Origin of the sequence: Acidovorax sp. LjRoot194, assembly GCF_964253015.1 — a bacterium.
In the GTDB taxonomy this organism is placed as follows: Bacteria; Pseudomonadota; Gammaproteobacteria; order Burkholderiales; family Burkholderiaceae_C; genus Acidovorax.
Map to the genome: position 1 here is coordinate 2364453 of NZ_CAXUQB020000001.1, position 20963 is coordinate 2385415.

17 protein-coding genes are annotated in these 20963 nt (G+C 68.7%); 6 read left to right on the forward strand and 11 right to left on the reverse strand.

All coding sequences use genetic code 11. From position 1 onward, the window contains the following. Positions 1–273 precede the first annotated feature (273 nt). The 3 genes from ACSQ3N_RS10630 (at position 274) to ACSQ3N_RS10640 (ending at position 4873) form a co-directional block, all read left to right on the forward strand. Positions 274–1203, forward strand: a complete 930-nt coding sequence (locus ACSQ3N_RS10630; protein ID WP_436146204.1) for an adenylate/guanylate cyclase domain-containing protein — start codon at positions 274–276, stop codon at positions 1201–1203. Positions 1204–1278: 75 nt separating this feature from the next. Further along, positions 1279–3837 (forward strand): penicillin acylase family protein, encoded by a 2559-nt coding sequence (locus ACSQ3N_RS10635; protein ID WP_056168085.1) that lies wholly within the window; start codon positions 1279–1281, stop codon positions 3835–3837. Between the two features lie 22 nt (positions 3838–3859). Further along, on the forward strand, positions 3860–4873 hold the full coding sequence (locus tag ACSQ3N_RS10640) for an asparaginase (RefSeq protein WP_056168088.1): 1014 nt from the start codon (positions 3860–3862) through the stop codon (positions 4871–4873). A gap of 94 nt (positions 4874–4967) precedes the next feature. On the opposite strand, the gene ACSQ3N_RS10645 is transcribed toward ACSQ3N_RS10640, so the two are convergent. Beyond that, positions 4968–5606, reverse strand: a complete 639-nt coding sequence (locus tag ACSQ3N_RS10645) for a hypothetical protein (RefSeq protein ID WP_436146205.1) — start codon at positions 5604–5606, stop codon at positions 4968–4970. Between the two features lie 214 nt (positions 5607–5820). On the opposite strand from ACSQ3N_RS10645, the gene ACSQ3N_RS10650 reads away from it, so the two are divergent. Continuing rightward, a complete protein-coding gene (locus ACSQ3N_RS10650; RefSeq protein WP_056421248.1) occupies positions 5821–6549 on the forward strand; it encodes a hypothetical protein in 729 nt (242 codons plus the stop codon). A 201-nt stretch (positions 6550–6750) separates the two neighbouring features. On the opposite strand, the gene ACSQ3N_RS10655 is transcribed toward ACSQ3N_RS10650, so the two are convergent. From ACSQ3N_RS10655 to ACSQ3N_RS10675, 5 genes are all read right to left on the reverse strand, one after another. Then, a complete protein-coding gene (locus ACSQ3N_RS10655; RefSeq protein WP_436146206.1) occupies positions 6751–8025 on the reverse strand; it encodes an acyl-CoA dehydrogenase family protein in 1275 nt (424 codons plus the stop codon). Between the two features lie 92 nt (positions 8026–8117). Further along, complete coding sequence (locus tag ACSQ3N_RS10660; protein WP_436146207.1) at positions 8118–9203, reverse strand: phosphotransferase; 1086 nt, start codon at positions 9201–9203, stop codon at positions 8118–8120. Between the two features lie 28 nt (positions 9204–9231). After that, positions 9232–9951, reverse strand: coding sequence for a Crp/Fnr family transcriptional regulator (locus ACSQ3N_RS10665; RefSeq protein ID WP_056421251.1), 720 nt, complete (start codon positions 9949–9951; stop codon positions 9232–9234). Between the two features lie 188 nt (positions 9952–10139). Beyond that, positions 10140–10919 carry an oxepin-CoA hydrolase, alternative type gene (locus tag ACSQ3N_RS10670; protein ID WP_436126400.1) on the reverse strand — a complete coding sequence of 260 codons (780 nt, stop codon included), beginning with the start codon at positions 10917–10919 and terminating at the stop codon, positions 10140–10142. A gap of 73 nt (positions 10920–10992) precedes the next feature. Further along, positions 10993–12513: a 3-hydroxyacyl-CoA dehydrogenase gene (locus ACSQ3N_RS10675; protein ID WP_436146208.1), complete on the reverse strand. Its 1521-nt coding sequence runs from the start codon at positions 12511–12513 to the stop codon at positions 10993–10995. Between the two features lie 165 nt (positions 12514–12678). Between ACSQ3N_RS10675 and ACSQ3N_RS10680 the strand changes: the two genes are divergently transcribed. Further along, positions 12679–14919 carry a hypothetical protein gene (locus ACSQ3N_RS10680; protein WP_436146209.1) on the forward strand — a complete coding sequence of 747 codons (2241 nt, stop codon included), beginning with the start codon at positions 12679–12681 and terminating at the stop codon, positions 14917–14919. 193 nt (positions 14920–15112) lie between these two features. Here ACSQ3N_RS10680 and ACSQ3N_RS10685 read toward each other — a convergent pair whose 3' ends face one another. From ACSQ3N_RS10685 to ACSQ3N_RS10700, 4 genes are all read right to left on the reverse strand, one after another. Beyond that, positions 15113–16027 carry a thiamine phosphate synthase gene (locus ACSQ3N_RS10685; RefSeq protein ID WP_436147942.1) on the reverse strand — a complete coding sequence of 305 codons (915 nt, stop codon included), beginning with the start codon at positions 16025–16027 and terminating at the stop codon, positions 15113–15115. Continuing rightward, the gene (locus ACSQ3N_RS10690; RefSeq protein WP_436146210.1) at positions 16020–16832 is read right to left on the reverse strand and encodes a thiazole synthase; all 813 of its coding nucleotides are present in this window, start codon (positions 16830–16832) and stop codon (positions 16020–16022) included. The genes ACSQ3N_RS10685 and ACSQ3N_RS10690 overlap by 8 nt, the downstream gene beginning before the upstream one ends. A gap of 80 nt (positions 16833–16912) precedes the next feature. Next, on the reverse strand, positions 16913–17110 hold the full coding sequence (thiS, locus tag ACSQ3N_RS10695; RefSeq protein WP_056168117.1) for a sulfur carrier protein ThiS: 198 nt from the start codon (positions 17108–17110) through the stop codon (positions 16913–16915). Then, entirely contained in the window at positions 17107–18249 is a 1143-nt protein-coding gene (locus ACSQ3N_RS10700; protein WP_056168123.1) for an FAD-dependent oxidoreductase, read from the reverse strand. Before ACSQ3N_RS10700 ends, thiS begins: the two co-directional genes overlap by 4 nt. Positions 18250–18546: 297 nt before the next feature. On the opposite strand from ACSQ3N_RS10700, the gene thiD reads away from it, so the two are divergent. Next, entirely contained in the window at positions 18547–19398 is an 852-nt protein-coding gene (thiD, locus tag ACSQ3N_RS10705) for a bifunctional hydroxymethylpyrimidine kinase/phosphomethylpyrimidine kinase (RefSeq protein WP_056168125.1), read from the forward strand. A 239-nt stretch (positions 19399–19637) separates the two neighbouring features. Here thiD and ACSQ3N_RS10710 read toward each other — a convergent pair whose 3' ends face one another. Then, positions 19638–20921, reverse strand: coding sequence for a purine-cytosine permease family protein (locus tag ACSQ3N_RS10710; RefSeq protein ID WP_436146211.1), 1284 nt, complete (start codon positions 20919–20921; stop codon positions 19638–19640). Positions 20922–20963: the final 42 nt, after the last annotated feature.

The following is a 20963-nucleotide window of genomic DNA, read 5'->3' on the forward strand; positions in this document are numbered from 1 at the left end:
AACAAATCAGCCCGCTTTATTGCGAACTTTTCCTCCATTCGGGTCACTGGAGGCTGAGCATTCACACAACGCGCCGGGTGGAGTGCAGGACTGCGGGGCAACCTGTATCGCGTTGGGCATGGCACGTTGCGTCAAAGCGCCGGGTGGTTTCATCGCCCTGCGGCGCCTCGGGCCGCGCAGGTCGCCGCAACCATTGTTGACGCTTTTCCCTGTGCGTCAAAAGAAAGCTTGGTCTAAACTGATTCACATGATGTTACTAATAGGCCAGCGTTCATGAGTGTGCTCTCAACGATGGTCTTCGCAGACATATCGGGCAGTGCGGCGCTGTACGAAGCCTTGGGCAACGAGCGGGCCGCCGAGGCGGTAACGCAGGTCACGCAACGGATCAGCACCACCATACAAACCCACGGAGGGCGGGTCGTCAAGTCGCTGGGCGACGGCGTGCTGGGCGTGTTCGGCGACGCGGCCAGCGGTGTGGCGGCCATGGCCACCATGCTGCGCCAGCACAAGCTGCGGCAGGACCGCTGGCCCCAGCCGTTGCGCATGGATATCCGGGTGGGTGTGGCCAGCGGCGAAGTCATCGACGTGGACGGTGACTGCTATGGCGATGCCGTCAACGTCGCGTCGCGCCTGTGTGAGCGCGCCGGCCCCGCCGAGATCTGGGCCACCGAAACCACCGTGCTGCTGGCAGGGGCCGGGCCCGACGTCTGGTACCGCAAGCTGGGCATGATGGAGATCCGCGGCAAGGCCGAGTCGCTCATGCTCTACCACGTGGAATGGCGCGAAGACGAAGCACCCGACTCCCTCACCATGCAGGCCGCGCTGGTCAGCAGCTTTGCGCCGGCCGATTCCATTCTGGGGCAGATCCAGTTTTCGTGGCACGGGGTCGACATGTCCTTCACCTCGTCGGACGCGCCCGTGCATGTGGGGCGGGCCAACCACGCGCAGCTGTGCATCAACGACCCGCGCGTGTCGCGCCTGCATGCCCGCATCGACTGGCGCAACAGCGGGTTCGTGCTGACCGACATGAGCAGCTTCGGCACCTGGGTGCGCTTTGACGGCAGCGATGCCCCGGTGCGCCTTCGGCGCGATGCGTGCATCCTGCACGGCACGGGGCGCATCGCGCTGGGCGTGTCGTTCAACGAGCCCAGCGCGCCGGTCATGAACTTCCAGGTCGCAGGTGCGAACGTCCACCTGGGTTGACGGCCGGGCCACTCTTTCGGCATGCGCGCACCCGCCGCGCCGGCCCCTTCAAGACAGTATCGGAGACAGATCAATATGGCATGGATGAAGCGGACCGCCGTCGGCCTGGTGGCGGTGGCGTTGCTCGCCGGGACCGGCGCAGCGGTGTATGTGCAGCGCAGCTTTGCGGCGCTGGACGGCAAGCTCAGCGTGGCGGGCCTGGCGCAGCCGGTGCAGGTGCAGCGCGATGCGGCCGACGTGACCCATGTGCGGGCCCAGACCCCGCAGGATGCGTGGTTTGCCATGGGCTATGTGCACGCGCAGGAGCGCACCTGGCAGCTCGAGTTCAACCGCCGCGTGATGCACGGCGAGCTGTCCGAAGTGTTCGGCCCCGCCACGCTGGAGACCGACAAGCTCATGCGCTCCCTGGACATCATGGGCGTGGCGCGCCGCCAGTACGCCGGGCTGCCGCTGTACGCCAAGGAGGCGCTGCAGGCCTACAGCCAGGGCATCCACGCCTTTCACAAAAAGCGCCCGCAGGTGCTGCCGCCGGAATTTCTGCTGTTGGGCGCCAAGCCCGGGGGCGACCGGGGTGCCGTGTGGGAGCCTGAAGACAGCGTGGGCTGGGCGCTGATGATGGCGCTGGACCTGGGCGGCAACTGGGGCACCGAGTTCGCGCGCCTGTCTGTTGCCCGCACGCTCGACACCGACAGGCTGTGGCAGCTGATGCCGCCATACCCTGGCGAAAAGCCCGCCGCATCGTCAGACCTGGCAGCGCTGTACCGCCAGCTGGGCGTGTACCGGGCCGCCGGTGCAGGGCCCACCGCGGCCGGGCAGGGCAATGTAGTCACCGCCACCGCAGCCACCAATGCGGCGGCAAGCGGCAATCACCCAGGCCCGCTGTCGCGCCAGATCAGCGCCAGTATGCTGGCCTGGGCCGACGAGCTCACCCGCAACGCAGGCACCAACGAAGGCAAGGGCAGCAACAACTGGGTGATTGCCGGCACGCGCACCGTGAGTGGCAAGCCGCTGCTGGCCAACGACCCGCACCTGGGCCTGTCCGCCCCTGCCATCTGGTACTTCGCGGGGCTGCAGGCACCGGCGGGCAAGGCCGCCGACGGCACGCCGATTGCGCCCATCGACGCCGTGGGTGCCACCTTGCCGGGCCTGCCCTTCGTGGTGCTGGGTCGCACCGACAAGGTCGCCTGGGGCTTTACCAACACCGGCCCCGATGTGCAGGATTTGTACCTGGAGCAGATCAACCCCGCCGACCCCACGCAGTACCGCACGCCCGACGGCTGGGCGCCGTTCACGGTGCGCAACGAGACCATCCGCGTCAAGGGCGAGGCCGATGTGCAGGTGCCGCTGCGCAGCACGCGGCACGGCCCGGTGCTGAGCGACGCGCAGAAGTCGCACGCCGAGGTGCTGGACCTGGGCAAGTACGTGCTGGCGCTGCGCTGGAGCGCCCTGGACGACGACAACCAGACGGTGGTGGCGGGCTTCAAGACCAACCAGTCCAAGAGCGTGGACGAGCTGTTTGCGGGCCTGGAGCACTACCACTCGCCCATGCAGAGCGTGGTGGCGGCCGACGACCAGGGCACCATCCGCTTCAAGGCCGCAGGCCGCGCGCCGCTGCGCGATGCCGCCAACGACATCCGCGGCGTGGCCCCGTCGCCGGGCTGGGATGCGCGCTACGACTGGAAGGGCTGGATACCGTACGACCAGACCCCGCAGGACGACGGCAGCAAGGGATGGATCGCCACGGCCAACCAGCGCGTGACGGCCCCCGGCTACCCGCACTTCCTGACCCAGGACTGGGCCTTGCCCTACCGCTACGACCGCATCGCACAATTGATCGAAGCCACGCCGAGGCACGATGCGGCCAGCATGCAGGCCATTCACCGCGACATCACATCGCTCGCGGCGCGCCGCCTGCTGCCGTACTTGCAGCAGGCACAGTCATCCCATGCATTGGCAGCCGCAGCGCAGAAACAGCTGCTGGGCTTCGATGGCTTGATGGACGCCAACAAGCCGGCCCCGTTGATCTTCGCCGCCTGGACGGACGAGCTGGCCCGCGGCCTCATCGTCCCGCGCATCGGCGAAGACCGCTTCACCGCCACCTATGGCAAGCGCGACTACCGCGCGGCGCTGGAGGGCATCCTGGAGCGCAACGACACCTGGTGGTGCCAGCCCGCGACCTGCGCCGAGCAGTCCGCCGCCGCCCTGGGCCGTGCGCTCGACCGCCTGCAGGCGGACTATGGCGCAGACCCGGCGCAGTGGCGCTGGGGCGCGGCACACCCCGCGCTCAGCGTGCACCGGCCTTTTGGCAACGTGCCGGCCCTGGCCCGCTTCTTCGACGTGAGCGTGCCCTCGCATGGCGATGGCTACACGGTGAACGTGGGCCAGTACAACGCGGGCGAGGCCAGCGGCCCGTTCGTCAACCGCCATGCGGCATCGCTGCGCGCGGTGTACGACCTGGCCGACCTGGAGCAGTCGCGCTTCATCTACCAGACGGGCCAGAGCGGCTTGGTGTTCTCGCCGCGCTACCGCGACATGAGCGCCACCTGGGCGGCCACCGGCTACCGCGTGCTGCAGCGCGAGCCCGCACGCTGGGTGCATACGCTCACGCTGACCCCCGACACCGCTGCGAAGTGACGCGGCCTGCAAGGAAGAATCCATGGGTTTCGTACCGTTGATCGACGTCAGCCGCGGCGGCTTGACCGAGTGCCAGCACTGGGGTGCCGTGGCGGTGGCCAACCGCGATGGCCGGGTGCTGGCGCAGGTGGGAGATCCGTACACCGTCACCTTCACCCGCTCCACCATCAAAGCCTTCCAGGCGCTGCCGTTCATGCAGGCAGGCGGCGCCGCCGCACTGGGCTGGGGCCAGGGCGAGCTGGCGCTGCTGTGCGCCAGCCACAATGGCGAACCGATGCACGTGCAGCAGGCCGAGCGCATGCTGGCCAGCGTGGGCAAGGACTACCACGCACTGCAGTGCGGCTGCCACCGGCCGCTGTTCGCAGAGCTGGGGCTGGGCACGCTGCCCGCAGGCTTCGTGCCCGACGAGCGCCACAACAACTGCAGCGGCAAGCACGCGGGTTTTGTGGCGCACTGCGTGCACCAAGGCTTGCCGCTACAGGGGCACCTGGACCCGGCGCACCCGCTGCAGGTAGCTATTCGCGACCATGTGGGGCAGGCTGTGGGCCTGGCGCCCGACCAAATGCCCATGGGCATAGACGGCTGCTCGGCGCCCAACTACGCCATGCCGCTGGCCCACCTGGCGCGGGGCTATGCGCGGCTGGCAGGCGGCGCGCCGGACACTGACCTGCACGGCAGCCTGATTACGCTCGCCGACGCGATGGTCGCGCGGCCAGAGCTGGGCTCTGGCACCGGGCGGCACGACCTGCAGTTCATGCAGGTGGGGCAGGGCGACTGGGTGTCCAAGACCGGCGCTGACGGCGTGCAGGTGGCGGGCAGCCGCAGCCGCGGCGAGGCCTTTGCGCTCAAGGTCATGGACGGAAACATGGTGGCGCAGGTGGCGGCTGCCGTGGAGGTGATGGACCAGCTCGGCTGGCTGGATGCCAGTCAGCGCGAGGCACTGGCCCCGCGCCGGTCCGCACGCATCTTCAATGCCAAGGGGCTGCCGGTGGGCGAGCGGCGTGCGGTGTTCAAGCTGGAGCCTGCCAGCGCCTGAGCCGGGTGTTTGACAGTGGTTCTGCCGGGGCTGTCGTGCGGGCCACTGCGCTGCGCGCGCCGGAATTTGATTGAAAAATGCCGCTACCGCTTGACTAGTAAGCGCTAGCAGCTACAAAAATGGTAGCAAACGGCTCCGTGTCGGGCAGCACATAGATCACGCCCCGCGACTGGCCGAACAGCGGTGCGATGAACTGGTTGTAGAACGCCTCGGGCGCATTCACGCAGCCGTAGCTGATGCGCTTGTCCTGCGCACCCTGGCTGGCCAGGCGCTGGTGGCGGCGCTCGGCGGCGCTCACGCTGCGCACCCGGTGCAGCGACACGGCGGCGTCGTAGTCGATCCAGACGATGTCGTCGCCCTTCAAATTGCGCCCGGGCTCGGTGACGAAGCGCCCAGCGGGCGTGGTGCGCTCTTCGGGGCGGATCTGCGACAGCGGGCGCTGGCCGATGTCCGGCGCCGACCGGTCGCCGAGCGCCGCGCCCAGCAGCACCGGCGAGCTGCCCAGCCACTGCCCCTGTGCCGAAAACACATGGATGCGAGCGGCAGGCTTGTCGATCACGGCAAACGGCAGGCCCTGGTGGTCGGCCGTATCGGTGGCCCAGCGCACCAGCCGGCGCGCCGTGGGTGAGGCATCCTGGGGCAATGGCGCAGCGGCCGCGGGCACGGCTGCCAGCACGCCACCAGCCGCCAGGGCATTCAGAGCAAAACGGCGGTTCACAGATCCAGAATACATGTTCTCATCCAAAAAGCGTGTCTACACGCACAGCCGCCAAAACTGGCATGCCCCAGGCCCGTGCACCCGTGGATCTGGCTTCGCCAGTCCACCGGGTGCGTCCCCCTCGGGGGAAGGCGCCGCCAGGCGACTCAGGGGGGCTTTCTATCCACTGCAATGCCCTCAATAATGCCTGCACCTGTGACTCTTGCGAAGCTTTGTGCTTCGGCCCAACATGTTTGACCGTCTCCGCAAAGCATTCAGCGCCACTGGCTCCTTGGGCGCCCCCGGCCGGCCTGTGACCAACCGGGATGTGTCCCGCTGGGCGGCGGACCAGCGCCTGCCCATCGTCGCCCACGCCACCGACGGGCATTTCGACCTGGGCGGCGACATCCACGGCCACCCCTGGCGGCTCGAGTGCAGCACGCCCACGCGCGACTACGTGCAAGGCCTGGAGCTGCGCGGCCGCGCCGACGTGGGCGCCGACCCTGACGCCGCGGTGATGGTGATCAACCGACCCCTGCAGGAGGTGCTGGAGCGCACCGCCTACGACGAGATCACCGACACCCTGCAGACGGCCATCAGCACCAGCCTGCCCGAAGAAATGCGATGGCTGTCGATGTACGAGGAAGTGACCTGGCCCGGCCTGCCGACCTCGTTCCGCGACCATTTCACCGTGGTCGCCGAGCGCATCGAGCAGGCCCAGCGCTGGATCCACGCGCCCGTGGTCTCGCAGCTGCTCAACGCGGTGGAAGGCGAGGGCGGTGCCGAACGCGCCAAATCCCCCATGGTGCTGATGCTCGCGCGCGGCAAGGTCTATCTGCGCCTGGAACACACCCAGCGCAGCCTGGCCGAGATCGCGCACGCCAAGCAACTCCTGCTGGTCGCCGGCCAGGCAGCCTTGCAAAACCTGCCCCCCATGTCGGTGGCGGGGCCGGATGACGAGGCGGGTTTCGGCCGCTGACATCGCACACTCTCGCTGCAAAACAAAAACGGGGCCTGTGGCCCCGTGTTGTTTGGTGTCGTACGCCCTTGCCCTCTGAAACTGGCACGCCCCCGGCCAGTGCACCCGTGGAACTGGCTTCGCCAGGCCACCGGGTGCGTCCCCCTCCCGCGCACAGCGCGAGAGAGGGGGAAGACGCGAAGCGGCTCAGGGGGTGTTTACTTAACTTCCGCGAGTGATCGGCACACCCGCATCGCGGCCATAGGCGCCGTACTTGCCCAGCTCCCACTTGGCGATCGCGTTGCGGTGCACCTCGTCCGGGCCGTCGGCAAAGCGCAGGGTGCGCGCACCGGCGTAGGCATACGCCAGCGGGAAGTCGTCGCTCATGCCGCCGCCACCGTGCACCTGCATGGCCCAGTCGATGACCTGGCAGGCCATGCTCGGGGCCACCACCTTGATCATGGCGATCTCGGTCTTGGCGACCTTGTTGCCGGCCACGTCCATCAGCCAGGCGGCCTTCAGGGTCAAGAGGCGGGCCATGTCGATCTTGCAGCGGGCTTCGGCAATGCGTTCCTGCGTCACGGTCTGCTGCGCCACGGTCTTACCGAAGGCCACGCGCGACGAGGCGCGTCTGCACATCAGCTCCAGCGCGCGCTCGGCCAGGCCGATCAAGCGCATGCAGTGGTGGATGCGTCCAGGGCCCAGGCGCCCTTGTGCGATCTCAAAACCGCGGCCTTCGCCCAGCAGAATGTTGGAGACGGGCACGCGCACGTTCTCGAAGGTCATCTCGACGTGGCCGTGCGGCGCGTCGTCGTAGCCGAACACGTTCAGCGGGCGGATGATGGTGATGCCCTTGGCATCTGCGGGCACCAGTACCATGCTCTGCTGCGAGTGGCGCGGCGCTTCGGGGTCGGTCTTGCCCATGGTGATGAACACCGCGCAGCGCGGGTCGGCCGCGCCGGAGATCCACCACTTGCGGCCGTTGATCACATACTCGTCGCCGTCGCGGTCGATGCGGGTTTCGATGTTGGTCGCATCGCTCGATGCCACGTCGGGCTCGGTCATCGCGAAGGCCGAGCGGATATTGCCTTCGAGCAGCGGCTTGAGCCAGCGGGCCTTGTTGGCCTCGTCGCCGTAGCGGGCGATGGTCTCCATGTTGCCGGTGTCGGGCGCCGAGCAGTTGAACACCTCGCTCGCCCATGGCACGCGGCCCATGATCTCGGCCAGGGGCGCGTATTCCTGGTTGGTCAGGCCTGCACCGTCGTAGCCCGAGGCTGCGGCGCTGTCCACCGGCAAAAACAGGTTCCACAGACCGGCGGCCTGGGCCTTGGGCTTCAAGTTCTCGATCGTGGACAGAGCCGTCCACCGCTTGCCGGCCGCGGTGTTGGCGATCAGCTCGTTCTTGTACGCCACCTCGTTCGGATAGATGTGGTCATCCATGAACTGGAGCAGCCTGGACTGCAGTTCCTTGGTTTTGGGCGAGTAGTCAAAGTCCATGGGTGTCGTCTCCGTTGGTAATCGTGGGATCGTCAGGGCGGCGTCGGTGCCGCGCTATCGCGTGGGTTTCGGTGCGGGCTTGGGTGTGGTCTTCATCCGCGCTGCGCGAACGACCACGCCAGCTCGGCCATGGGCCGCGCCGTGTCGCCCGAGGCCTTGGCCTGCGCGCTGGACGCTGTGCCAGCCTCCACCCGCTTGGCAATGCCTTGCAGGATGGCCGCGATGCGGAACATGTTGTAGGCCAGGTAGAAGTTCCAGTCGGCGCGCAGTGCGTCGGGCGTAGCGATGCCGGTGCGCTCGCAATAACGGCGGATGTAGCTGTCTTCGTCGGGGATGCCCAGCGCCGCGAGGTCCTGCCCGGCGATGCCGCGGCCCATGGCGGCGGGGATGTGCCAGCTCATGCAGTGGTAGCTGAAGTCCGCCAGCGGATGGCCCAGTGTGGACAGCTCCCAGTCGAGCACCGCGATCACGCGCGCCTCGGTGGGGTGGAACATCAGGTTGTCGAGCCGGTAGTCGCCGTGCACGATGGACACGTGCCCCTCGTCCCGCGCGCTGGCGGGCATGTGGGCGGGCAACCATTCCATGAGCTTGTCCATCTCGGGGATGGGCTGCGTGACCGACGCGACGTACTGCTTGCTCCAGCGGCCGATCTGGCGGTCGAAATAATTGCCGGGCTTGCCATAGCCGGCCAGGCCCCGGTCGGCGAACTTCACGCTGTGCAGCGCAGAGATCACGCGGTTCATCTCGTCATAGATCTCGGCGCGCTCTGCGGGGGCCATGCCGGGCAGGGACTGGTCCCACAGCACACGGCCCTGCATGCATTCCATGACGTAGAAGGCGCGGCCGATGACCGATTCGTCCTCGCACAGCACGAACATGCGGGGCACGGGTACGTCGGTGCCGTACAGGCCGCTCATCACCGCGAACTCACGCTCGATGGCATGGGCCGAGGGCAGCAGCTTGGCCACCGGGCCGGGCTTGGCCCGCATCACGTAGCTGGTGGTGGGCGTGATGAGCTTGTAGGTGGGGTTGGACTGCCCGCCCTTGAACATCTCCACCGTCAGGGGGCCGGCAAAGCCCTCCATGTGCTGTGCCAGCCAGGCCGTCAGCGTGTCGATGTCGAACGCGTGCTGGTCGGAGACGGGCCGGGTGCCCACGAAATGGTCAAAGTTGCTCATGGGTGGGCGAGGGGTGTGTTGTCGTTCTTCAGTTGTCGGTTTCGGCAATGCGCATCAGCGCCTCCCGGTCGCGCACCACCAGGCCGCCCGGCTCGATGCGGATGGCATCCTCGCGCTCCATGGCCTTGAGCTCCTGGTTCACCCGCTGGCGCGACGCACCCAGCAGCTGCGCCAGTTCTTCCTGCGCCAGTTGCAGGCCGATGCGCATCTCGCTGCCGTCCGACAGGCTGGGCACGCCGTAGCTGCGCACCAGGTGCACCAGCTGCTTGGCCAGGCGCGAGCGCAGGGGCAGGGTGTTGAGGTCTTCCACCAGCCCGAACAGCTGCCGTATGCGCCGTGCATGCAGGCGCAGCATGGCTTCGTACAGCTCGGTGTGCGCCGCGAGGATCTTCTTGAAGTCGGCCTTGGCCACGCACAGGATCGTGGTGTCCCCATGTGCATAGGCATCGTGCGTGCGCCGGTCCCCGTCGAAGATCGCCACGTCGCCGAACCATATGCCCGGCTCCACATAGGTCAGCGTGATCTGCTTGCCTGATATGGAGGTGGAGCTCACCCGCACCGCACCGCGCGCGCAGGCAATCCACTCCTCGGGCGGGTCGCCGCGGGCGGCGATGAGGCCGCCGTCCTTGAAGCGTTTGACGTATGCACATCGCAGGATGTCGTGGCGTAGCGAAGGTGAAAGGGATGAAAACCAGCGACCTGAGTTGATCGCTTCACGTTCTTCGATAGTAAGAATCGGGTCGTCCATGGCCTGTCTTTTGCGTGACTAGAAACAGGACCATTGTCGCGTGAGGGACCTTCGCGCTGCGTCAGGGTTGTCACCTGCGCGTCTGCACGTGCGCGCAGAAAAAAGCCCCTGGGTGCCGACGGGGCACGCAGGGGCTTGTGGAGTGCTTGGCACGCGGCGCGGACACCGCCGCGGCGCAGGGCGCGCGGTCACTCGTAGCGCGGCGCGCGCTTTTCCAAAAAGGCGGTGATGCCCTCGCCGCCGTTGAGGTGGTGCAGGTTCTTCACGAAGTGGTCGCGCTCGTGGCCCAGGTGCTGGGTCAGGCTGGCACCGGGCGCGTCGTTGAGCAGCTCCTTGATGCTGGCGAGCGCGTTGGGCGCCTTGCCATTGAGCTGCTCGGCCAGCGCCAGCGCCGCATCGAGCGCCGCCCCGGGCTCGGCCACGCGGTTGACCACGCCCAGCGCGTGCAGGCGTTCGGCGCCGATGCGGTCGCCGCCCATCAGGATCTCGGTGGCCGCCTGCCGGGGCAGGGCCTGCGACAGGCTCCAGCTCGCGCCGCCATCGGGCGACAGCGCCACGTTGCTGTACGCCATCACGAACACCGCGTTGCGCGCGGACACGATGAAGTCGCAGGCCAGCGCCAGCGAAAAACCCGCACCGGCCGCTGCACCTTCGACCGCTGCGATCACGGGCTTGGGGTAGGTGCGGATGGTCTCGATCCAGTTGTGCAGGCCTTCGATGCTCTGGGCCTGTACCTCGGGTGGCTGCTGGCGGTTGGCCAGCAGGCGCTGCAGGTTGCCGCCGGAGCAGAACATGCCGTCCGAGCCGGTGATGATCACGCTGCGGATGTCGGCGCTGCCTTCGGCCACGCTCAGCGCCTCGATGCCCGCCGCGTACATCGACGGGTCGATGGCGTTGCGCCGTTCGGGATTGCTGAGGGTCAGGATCAGGGTCTGGCCCTGGCTGGTGCTCTTGAGTTCTGCGGGCATGTGCGTGACCTGGTGGACAGTGGGGGCGGTGGCTGTAACGACTGCTGAGGCATCCGGTCAGAACCGGAGTGCCTCATTCCTCTACGTGCGTGAGGCTCAGGCCGATGGCGCCGCGCCGGCGCAGCCAGGGGCTGGGGCGGTAGCGGGTGTCGCCGTACACCGTTTGCATGTTGAACAGCACCTCGAGGATGTTGGTCGGGCCCCAGCGGTCGCCCATGGCCAGCGGGCCCAGCGGGTAGCCCAGGCCCAGGGTCACGGCGGTTTCCAGGTCCTTGGGCGAGCAGATGCCCTGCTGGCAGATGTCGGCCGCGATGTTGACGATGGTGGCCACCACGCGCTGTGTGACAAAGCCGCCACTGTCGCGGATCACGCTCACGGCCTTGCCGTCGCGGGCGAACAGGGCGTGCGCCGCGTTGCGCATGTCGACGCGCGTGGCCGGGTTGGTGGCGAGCACGCGGCGCTTGGTGGCGGCGTCCTCCACCAGCATGTCGATGCCGATGGTGCGGGCCGGGTCCAGCCGCTCGACCACGGCGACGGTGGTCACGTCAAAGCCCAGCGGCGCGACCAGTGTGAGGGCGTGGGGCGAAGGCGACTGGCCGGTTTCGATGTTCGCGCCCAGTTCCTTGAGCAACTGGTACAGCTCGGCACGCCGCGCGGCGCGGGGCGATACCCATACGGGGGGAATGTCGGCCACCACCGGCACGGGCGGCTCGGCGGGCACCTGGGCTGCGCCGTCGGTGTACTTGTAGAAACCTTCGCCCACCTTCTTGCCCACCATGCCGCCGGCCAGGCGCTGCGCGGTGATCACGCTGGGCCGAAAGCGTGGCTCGTCGTAGTACTGGCGGTAGATGGATTCCATCACCGGGTGCGACACGTCCAGCGCCGTCAGGTCCATCAGCTCGAAGGGCCCGAGCTTGAAGCCCACCTGGTCGCGCAGGATGCGGTCGATGGTGGCGAAATCGGTCACGCCTTCGCCCACGATGCGCAGCGCCTCGGTGCCAAAGCCGCGCCCGGCGTGGTTGACGATGAAGCCCGGCGTGTCTTGCGCCTGCACGGGGGTGTGGCCCATCTGCTTGGCATAGGCCGCCAGCGCGGTGCAAACGGCGGCATCGGTCTTGAGGCCGGCGATCACCTCGACCACCTTCATGAGCGGCACGGGGTTGAAGAAATGAAAGCCCGCCAGGCGCTCGGGCCGCTGCAGGCCCGCGGCAATCGCGGTGACGGACAGCGAGGACGTGTTGGTGGCCAGCACCGCGTCGCTGCGCACCACGGCTTCCAGCTCGGCGAACAGCGTCTTCTTGACATCCAGGCGCTCCACGATGGCTTCGACCACCAGATCGCAGCCCGCCAGGTCGGCCACCGCATGCACCGGGTGCAGCCGCGCGGCCAGGGCCGTGGCCTCGTCGGCCTCGATGCGGCCCTTGGCCACCAGTTTGGCCCACTGCTCCTGCAGGGCGGCCTGGGACGCCTGGGCTGCGCCGGGGTTGGCGTCCAGCAGAAATACCTGGCTGCCGGCCTGCGCGGCGATCTGTGCAATGCCCCGACCCATGGCGCCGGTGCCTACGATTCCGATGTTGGGAAACTGAATTTTCATAGCGCCATTATGGCTCTGGCGTTGAGCGGGACTTATGTGCAAGAATGGGCCGCACCATAAATAGAACCTATTGTGAAAATCCGTAACACCGTACTTGGAGCCGGGCTGTGGGTGGTTGCTGCGGGCGCCGGTGCACTCTCGCTTGGCGGCAGCAGAGGCACAGTGGTGTTGGGTGCGCCCCTCGATGTGTCGTTCGACGTGCAGCCGGACCCCGGCGCTGATGTCGCATCGTCGTGCGTGTCGGCCCAGGTGAAGGCCGGCGACACACCCATCGGCGACGCCAGGGTTCGCATCACGCCGCTGCCCGAGATGCGCGGCCGCTCGCCAGCCGTGCGCGTGCAGGCCAGTGTGGCCATCGATGAGCCTGTGCTCACCGTCACGCTGTCTGCAGGCTGCAGCAGCAAGATCACCCGTACCTATACCTTTCTCTCCGAGCTGCCGGCCACCGTGGCGCGCTCGACAAGCCCGGTCGATGTGGCCAGGCTGTCGTCCGCGCCCCTGAGCTCGTCGGACGCAGCACGTGCCGCAGCGGGCGCCAACGCTGCCGCAGCGCCCGGCGCTGGTACTGCAGCACAACGTGCATCCGCAGGCTCTGCACCCGATGCAGCGCCCAATACGACGCTAAATACGGCGCCCAGTGCAGCAGCCGGTACACCCCCCACCCGCGCCGCAGCGGCCAGCCGGCCTGTGGCGCCGCGCGCTGCCGCCAACCCTGCGCCGGCCCGCAGCGTGCCGCCGCGCCAGCCTGCCGCTGCAGCGCCCAAGGCCGCCGAGCGCTCGCGCCTGGTCGTGGAGCCGCTGGACCTCTGGCTCGACCGCCCCGTGGCGTTGCGCACGTCCCCCGAGCTGCTGGTCACGCCGTCGGACCAACCCTCTGCACAACGGGCCCAGGCCGCCGCCGTGTGGAAGGCGCTGAACGCGCAGCCCGAAGACATCAACCAGGACGCGGACCGCCTGAAGGCGCAGGAGGCCGAGATGGCCGCGCTGCGTGCCCAGGCCAGCCGCGACCGCGCCAGTGCCGCGCAGGTGCAGCAGCAACTGGAGCAGGCCCAGGAAGAGCGCTTCCCGGCGATGGTGGTGTATGTACTGGGCGGCCTGCTGGCCGCCGCGCTGCTGCTGGTGGCATGGGTGCTGGTGCGGCTGCGCACCAACTCCGAAAAGGCCATCCGCGACTGGCGCGATTCCGTCGCAGCGCTGGGCGGGCGCGACCCGGCACTTGCCGCCCGTGAAGCGGTGCTGGGCCTCACGCCCCATCCGGGGGATACCTGGTTGCCACCGGACACCACGCCCGGTGCCGCGCAGCAGGCGGGCCCTGCCGCGGCACCGCCTGCGCGCGGGCCCAAGCTGAGTTCTGGCGCCGTGCCGCTGGTGCCGTCGTTCGTGGACACCAATCCAGCACCCACTGCCACGGCGCCGACGCTGGCTAGAACATCGGGCGTTGCACCTGCCATCGCGCCCGCCGTGGCCACGGCCACAGCCCCCGCGGTGGCTCCTGCGACTGCCAGCAAGACCGCATTGCACATCGTCAGCCCCGAAGAGCTGTTCGACATTCAGCAGCAGGCCGAGTTTTTCATCTCCGTGGGCGAGCACCACCAGGCCATCGAGGTGCTCAAGAAGCACATCGCAGAGCGCGGCGACGTCTCGCCGCTGGCTTACCTGGAGCTGCTGCGGCTGTACCACACGCTGAGCCGGGTGGAAGAGTTCGCGCAGCTGCGCAAGCAGTTCATGCAGTCGTTCAATGCGCAGGTGCCGGAGTTCACCGGCTTTCACCGCACGGGGCGCATGCTGTACCACTACACCGATGCGCTCGCCGAGATCGAGGCGGAGTGGACGTCGCCTTCCGTGATGGCGCTTCTAGAGAAGTTTTTGTTCCGGCGCGACGGCGTCGGCGCCATCGAGCCCTTCGACATGGCGGCCTACGACGAGCTGCTGCTGTTGCTGGCCATCGCGCAGACCACCCCCGCTTCTGCACGGGGCGATGCGGCGTCGCCACGCCAGCGCACCACGCCGCTGGCACCGGACCGCATGGACTCGGTGGTGATGCCCGAGCCGCCCGCACAGCCTGCCGTCAAGCGCGACGACCTGCCGCTCGATTCGCTGGCGGCCAGCCTGGAGTTTGAATTTGACGAGTCGCTGCGCACGCCGCGCGCGGTGCAGCCGCCAGAGCCGCCAGCGGCCACGCGTCCCACGGTGGTGGCGCCCGGCGTCGCGGTGGACACACGGGGCGCGCCGCTGGACCTGGACTTGTCCGAGCCTCCCCACCTCACCCTCAGCGACTTGCCCGCCGTGCCGGTCACTCCCCCTCCGCCATCGGGCGGGGCCGTGGGCTTTGGCATGGACAACGACCTGATGGAATTGCGGCTGGAGCTGGAGCACAAAGAAAACAACCCCAAGGGCCGGCCCTGAGCCTGAGGGGCTGACGGTGCGGGGCTGAAGGCTCGCTGGCCTGTGCTGGGTGCAGCGCACACCGGGCTGGAGCGCGCTACTGGGCATAGGTTCAGCGGCCCAGTAGTTCAGCAGCTTGGTAATCTATCCATGCCGCTCCAGCGGGCGATATACCCAACGCCGCCGCGGGCCGCAGCCCGCAGGGCCCCCTGGTTCAGGCGGCGCCGCCTGCCACCTGCATCGCGCGCATCAGCGCTGTGGCTTCGGCCTCCGGGTCGGGCGCGTTGACCAGCGCCCTCACCACCGCAATAGACCCCACGCCCGTCGCCAGCACTTCCGCGAATTGCCCGGCACCGATGCCGCCGATGGCCACCTGCGGGTAGTGCCGCAGCAGCCGGGCGTACACGCCCAGGCGGCCCACGCCCTGGGGTGCGGTGGCCATCTTTTTGAGCGTGGTGGGGAACACGGCGCCCATGGCGATGTAGCTCGGGCCCACCGCATCGGCGCGCACCATCTCGGCATACCCATGGGTGCTCACGCCCAGGCGCAGGCCCGATGCGCGCAGGGCCTGCAGATCGGCCGGGCTGAGCGCATCCAGGTCCTCCTGGCCCAGGTGGATGCCATAGGCGCCCGCGGCGATGGCCACCTGCCAGTGGTCGTTGATGAACAGCAGCGCGGACGTGCCCAGCACGGCCTGCACGGCGGCCCGCACTTCGCGGTCGATGGCCGCCGCGTCGTCGGACTTGAAGCGCAGTTGCACCGTGGGCACGCCCGCGCGGGCCATGCGGCCCACCCAGTCGGCGTCGGGCAGCACGGCGTACAGGCCCAGGTGCTGCGGGCAGGGGGCGAATGCCTGCGCGCGCGGCACGGGCTGCAGGTCAAAGTCCTCGGGCGCGTCGGGCCAGATTTCGGGCTGCACGGCGCCGGTGCGCTCGGTGCGCGCCTGCCAGGCCTGTGCCACGCATTCGGCGTCGTGGGCGATGAAACCCAGGGTGCTGCAGGCCTGCAGTGCCGCCAGATAGGCCGGGTCCTGCCGGGTGGGGGCAGGCGCCGCCTGGGGCGCAAAGCCCGCAAAGGTGGCGGCGTGGTGCGCAACGATCTGTTGCGCCAGGGCTTTCGTATCAAGCATCTTGAGCATGGTGCCAAAAAGGGGTGCCCAGCACGGGCGTGCTGGGCTGGGCGGCATCCTGCGCCGACATGGCGCCGGCCCGGCGCGCGGTGCGCCCGGCGTTCACCGCGTCGGCAAACGCGCCGGCCATGGCCACCGGGTCCTGCGCGAGGGCGACGGCGGTGTTCAGCAGCACGCCGTCGTAGCCCCATTCCATCACCTGGCAGGCGTGCGACGGCAGGCCCAGCCCGGCGTCCACCAGCATGGGCACGTTCAGCCGCTCGCGCAGCGTCTGCAGGGCATACGGGTTGACGGGGCCGCGCCCGGTGCCGATGGGCGCGGCCCAGGGCATGACGGCCTGGCAGCCCACGTCCACCAGGCGCTGGCACAGCACCAGGTCTTCGGTGCAATAGGGCAGCACCTGAAAGCCTTCCTTGATGAGGTGTTCGGCCACGCCCACCAGGTTGAGCGTGTCGGGCTGCAGGGTGTAGTCGTCGCCGATCAGTTCGAGCTTGATCCACGGCGTGTCGAACACCTCGCGCGCCATCTGCGCGGTGGTGATGGCCTCTTGCGCGCTGTGGCAGCCCGCGGTGTTCGGCAGCACCGGCACGCTGAGCTTGCGCAGCAGCTCCCAGAAGCTGTTGCCGCTCTCGGCCGGGTTGCTGCCCTGGCGGCGCAGCGACGCCGTGACCATGGCCGGCTGCGCGCGCTGCACGGCGGCCTCCAGCACGGCGGGCGAGGGGTAGCGGGAGGTGCCCAGCAGCAGCCGGCTGGCAAACTGCTGGCCGTACAGCACCAGGGGGTCGTGGGGCGTCGGGGTGGTCATGTCTGTACTATGAATTTGATAGCTGTTGGCGCTTGCTGGATCAGCGGTAGGGGCCGATTTTGCTCGAATTTGAGGGTGGATCAGCCCCCCGTCACGGGCGAGATGACCTCCACCCGGTCGCCCGGCTGCAGCGTGTGGGCGGCATAACGTGTGTTGGGCACAAAGGTGGTGTTCACCGCCACGGCGAACGGGGGCCGCGCGGCGATGGCGGCCACGGCGTCGGCCACGGTGGCGCCCTCGGGCAGGTCGTGCGGGGTCTGGTTGATGGAGATGTTCATGCGATGGCGCGGGCTGCTGATTCTGTGGCGCCGGCCGGGCCCTGTGGGGTGGGCTCCAGGTCCAGCGTCAGGTCAAAACGTTGCGAAAGCTGCGATTGTCCCGCGTTCAGCACCTCCAGCGTCACATCCAGCAGGGCGGGCGCGATCATGAAGCCGTGGCGGTACAGGCCGTTGATCTCCAGCACGCCGGGACGCGGCTGGCGGATAGCGGGCAGGTTGTCGGGCAAGGTGGGGCGGCACTGCGTGGCCAACTCCAGAATACGGCCTTCGCCAAAACCCGGGTGCACGGCGTAGGCGGCAGACAGCAGCTCCAGCGTGGAGCGCACGCTGGCAGGCGACAGGTCGTCAGACTCGATCTCGGTGGCGCCGATGACGAACAGGTGGTCTTCCTTCGGCGCGATGTAGATGGGGTAGCGCGGGTGCACGAGCCGCGTGGGGCGCTGCAGCGTCACGTCGGGGGCGTGGATGCGCGCCACTTCGCCGCGAACGCCGCGCAGCGCGGCCCACTGGGGCCGGGCGCCCAGGCCGCGGCAGTCGAGCACCCAGTCGGGCTGGCCCGGCTGGCCGGGGGCAAAGGCGTCGGGCGAGCGGGGTGCGTGCCAGTGGGTGCGCACTGCCAGCCGCTGCATCTCCACCACCAGGGCGGCGAGCAGCTGGCGGTTGTCCAGCTGGCCTTCGCCGGGCAGGTACAGGCCCTGCGCAAACCGGTGGGCCAGCGTGGGCTCGGCCTGGGCCAGGCCGGTGGCATCGAGCTTTTGCAGGCTGGGCAGCTCCGGCACGGTGCGCTGGTTGGTCTCCAGCTGGCGCGTCAGGCGCTGGGCCTCGGCGGCATCCTGACGGTGCCAGACGATGAGGGTGCCCGCCTGCTGGAAGAACACCGGCTCGGCCAGCGGCGCCAGCAGCTGAGGCCAGCGGGTGAGGGCGTGGTGGCCCATGCGCACCACGCCGGGCTCGGTGATGGCCGATTCGGCCAGGGGCGCCAGCATGGCCGCCGCCACGGTGGCGGCCGAGCCTTCGGCGGCCGGGCCGCCGGCGTCGTAGATGTCGACACGGTGCCCCTGGCGGGCCAGCTCCACGGCCAGAAGACGGCCCATGAGGCCTGCGCCCAGGATGGCAAAGGAAGAGGGTGACAGGGGCATAGGCGATTCGTGTGTCCGTGGGCTGCAGGCCAGGCGCGACGACAGTGCGAGCCAGGGTGCAAGGACAAAACGGGGCTGTGCCGTTGGTGGAAACTCCCCACGCCAGCATGACCTGGATCGGGTAGCGGGGCGGTTGCATGCCGGTGGCGATGCGGGGCCCCAGGGTATTTCTCAGTCCCCTTGCCGGCCATGCATCCATGACCGGGCGGGACACCCCTGTTTCGTCCGGAAAAATCAATTACAGCACATCCCTCTGCCGCGCCTTTTTGATGTGGCGCATAGGCCATAATTTTTGCCATGACATCTTCGACTCAGGCGCCCCCCGCGGCGCGGCGCTACGCACGCGTGCTTTCCATTGCCGGCTCGGACAGCGGCGGCGGGGCGGGCATCCAGGCCGACCTCAAGACCTTCAGCGCCCTGGGCTGCTACGGCATGACGGCGATCACCGCCATCACCGCGCAGAACACCTGCGGCGTCACCGGCATCCACGGCATTCCGCCCGAGATGCTCAAGGCCCAGATCGACGCGGTGGTGCAGGACATCGGCGTGGATGCGGTCAAGATCGGCATGCTGCATTCGCCCGAGGTGGTGCGCGTGGTGGCCGACGCCATCCGCACCTACCAGCTGCCGCACGTGGTGCTGGACCCTGTCATGGTGGCCACCAGCGGCGACCGGCTGATCGCGCAGGAGACGGTGGGCGTGCTGGTCCAGGAGCTGTTCCCGCTGGCCGAGGTGATCACCCCCAACCTGGACGAGGCCGGCTGGCTGCTGGGCCGCACGATCGAGGGTGTGGATGCGTTGCAGGGCGCGGTGGATGGCCTGCTGGCGCTGGGCGCGCCCGCCGCGCTGCTCAAGGGCGGGCACTTGCCCGGCGACTGGGTGGTGGACCTGCTGGGCACGCGCGGCGGCGTGGCGCAGCGGCTTGAATCAGCGCGCATCGCCACGCACAACGGCCACGGCACGGGCTGTACGCTGTCGTCCGCCATTGCCGCGCACCTGGCGCTGGGCCTGCCGCTGCAGCAGGCGGTGGAGCGCGCCCGCAGCTACATCCTGGGCGCCATCGCCGCCGGTGCCGACGTGCACACGGGCAAGGGACATGGCCCGCTGAACCACGGTTATGCGCCGGTGCCGCAGGTCGTGGTTTATTGATTCGGCGTTCTTCAACTTGAATCGTTCACGCTGAGCTTGTCGAAGCGCCGCGCAAGGCTTCGACAAGCTCAGCCCGAACGGTTTGTTCAAGTTAAATAAAAGATGCCGCAGCAATGGGGATGGTGCGGGACTGATGTATGGCTTTTAGGCTGCTACCGCTTGTCCATCAAGCGGTAGCAGCTATGAATTTGGTAGCAACGCCAGGGTGAAGGCGTTGCAGGCATCGCCAGGCTCGCAGGTCAGGCAGCGCGCGGCCGTGTGGCCAGCGCCAGCACAAAGCTGAACGCCAGCGCCGGCAGTGCCGACCCGGCCCCGGGCACCACTTGCGGGGCCAGGTGGTACACCGCAATGCCCAACACCCAGATGGCCACCGGCGCCGCATTCACGCGGCGTGCGTTGGCCAGCAGCGCGGGCGCGTTGGCGCCGAATGCCAGGCGCCCCAGGATCACGCCGAACAGCGGCACGAACACCGAGCTGAGCAGCAGCAGGAAGGGCTCCAGGCTGTGCATGGGCAGCACCAGCGCGAGGGCAGTGCACACGGCGGCCACGCCCAGGCCCCAGCGGCGCACGCTCCAGCGCGGCAGCAGGCTGTGGGCCGACACCGCGCCCGAGTACGTGTCGCCATAGGCGTTGTCCACCTCGTCGATGAGGATCAGCGACAGCGCGATCAGCCCGCCCTGGGCCAGCAGCAGCGCCTGCACCAGGTCCTTGCTGGGCAGCGTCAGCGCCACCAGCACGCCCAGGGTGTAGCACCACATGTTGGCCAGCGCGTAGCCCAGCCAGGTGCCGCGCAGCGCAGCGCCGCCGCTCTTGCCGTGGCGCGCGTAGTCGGCCACCAGCGGCAGCCACGAGATCGGCATTGCGATCACCAGGTCCAGCGCGGGCAGCACGCCCATGCCGCCTTCGCCCTTGCGCGTCCACAGCGCTTCAAAGCCCTGGGCCTGCGCCAGCGACAAGAACTGCCACGAAAGCCACAGCAGCGACAGCACCACCAGCGGCAGCGCCACGCGGGCGATCACCTTGCGCACCAGTTGCACCATCGATCCGCTGATGAGCAGCATCACCACGCCGCCCCACAGCAGTGTGGCCAGCACGGGCCAGTGCGCGCCGGCCAGGGTGCCGGACTGCTGGCCGATGGCCACCGTGGCATCGCGCATGACCACCAGCTCGAAGGTGCCCCAGCCCACCAGCTGCACGATGTTCAAGATGATCGGCAGGCTGGCGAACGTGCGGCCGTACACCGCGTGCATCAGCCCGGCGCTGGCCAGGCCGCTGTCGCAGCCCAGCTTGGCCACCCAGCCCAGCAGGCCTGCGCCCACGATGGAGCCGCAGACGATGGCGATCAGCGCCTCTTGCGTGCCCAGCGCGGGCATCAGATACGCGCCCACCTGCATGACCAGCAGGCCCACGCCCAGGCTGAACCAGAGTGAGGCGTGGTCGTGCCACTGGAAGACGCGGCGGTCGGGGGAGACGGGGGCCAGCGCTTCGTTGGTGGCAGCGGGCGCGGCGGTGTGGACAGGCATGGAGGGCTCCGTAGACAGACAGGCGTACAGAGCAGGGGCGGC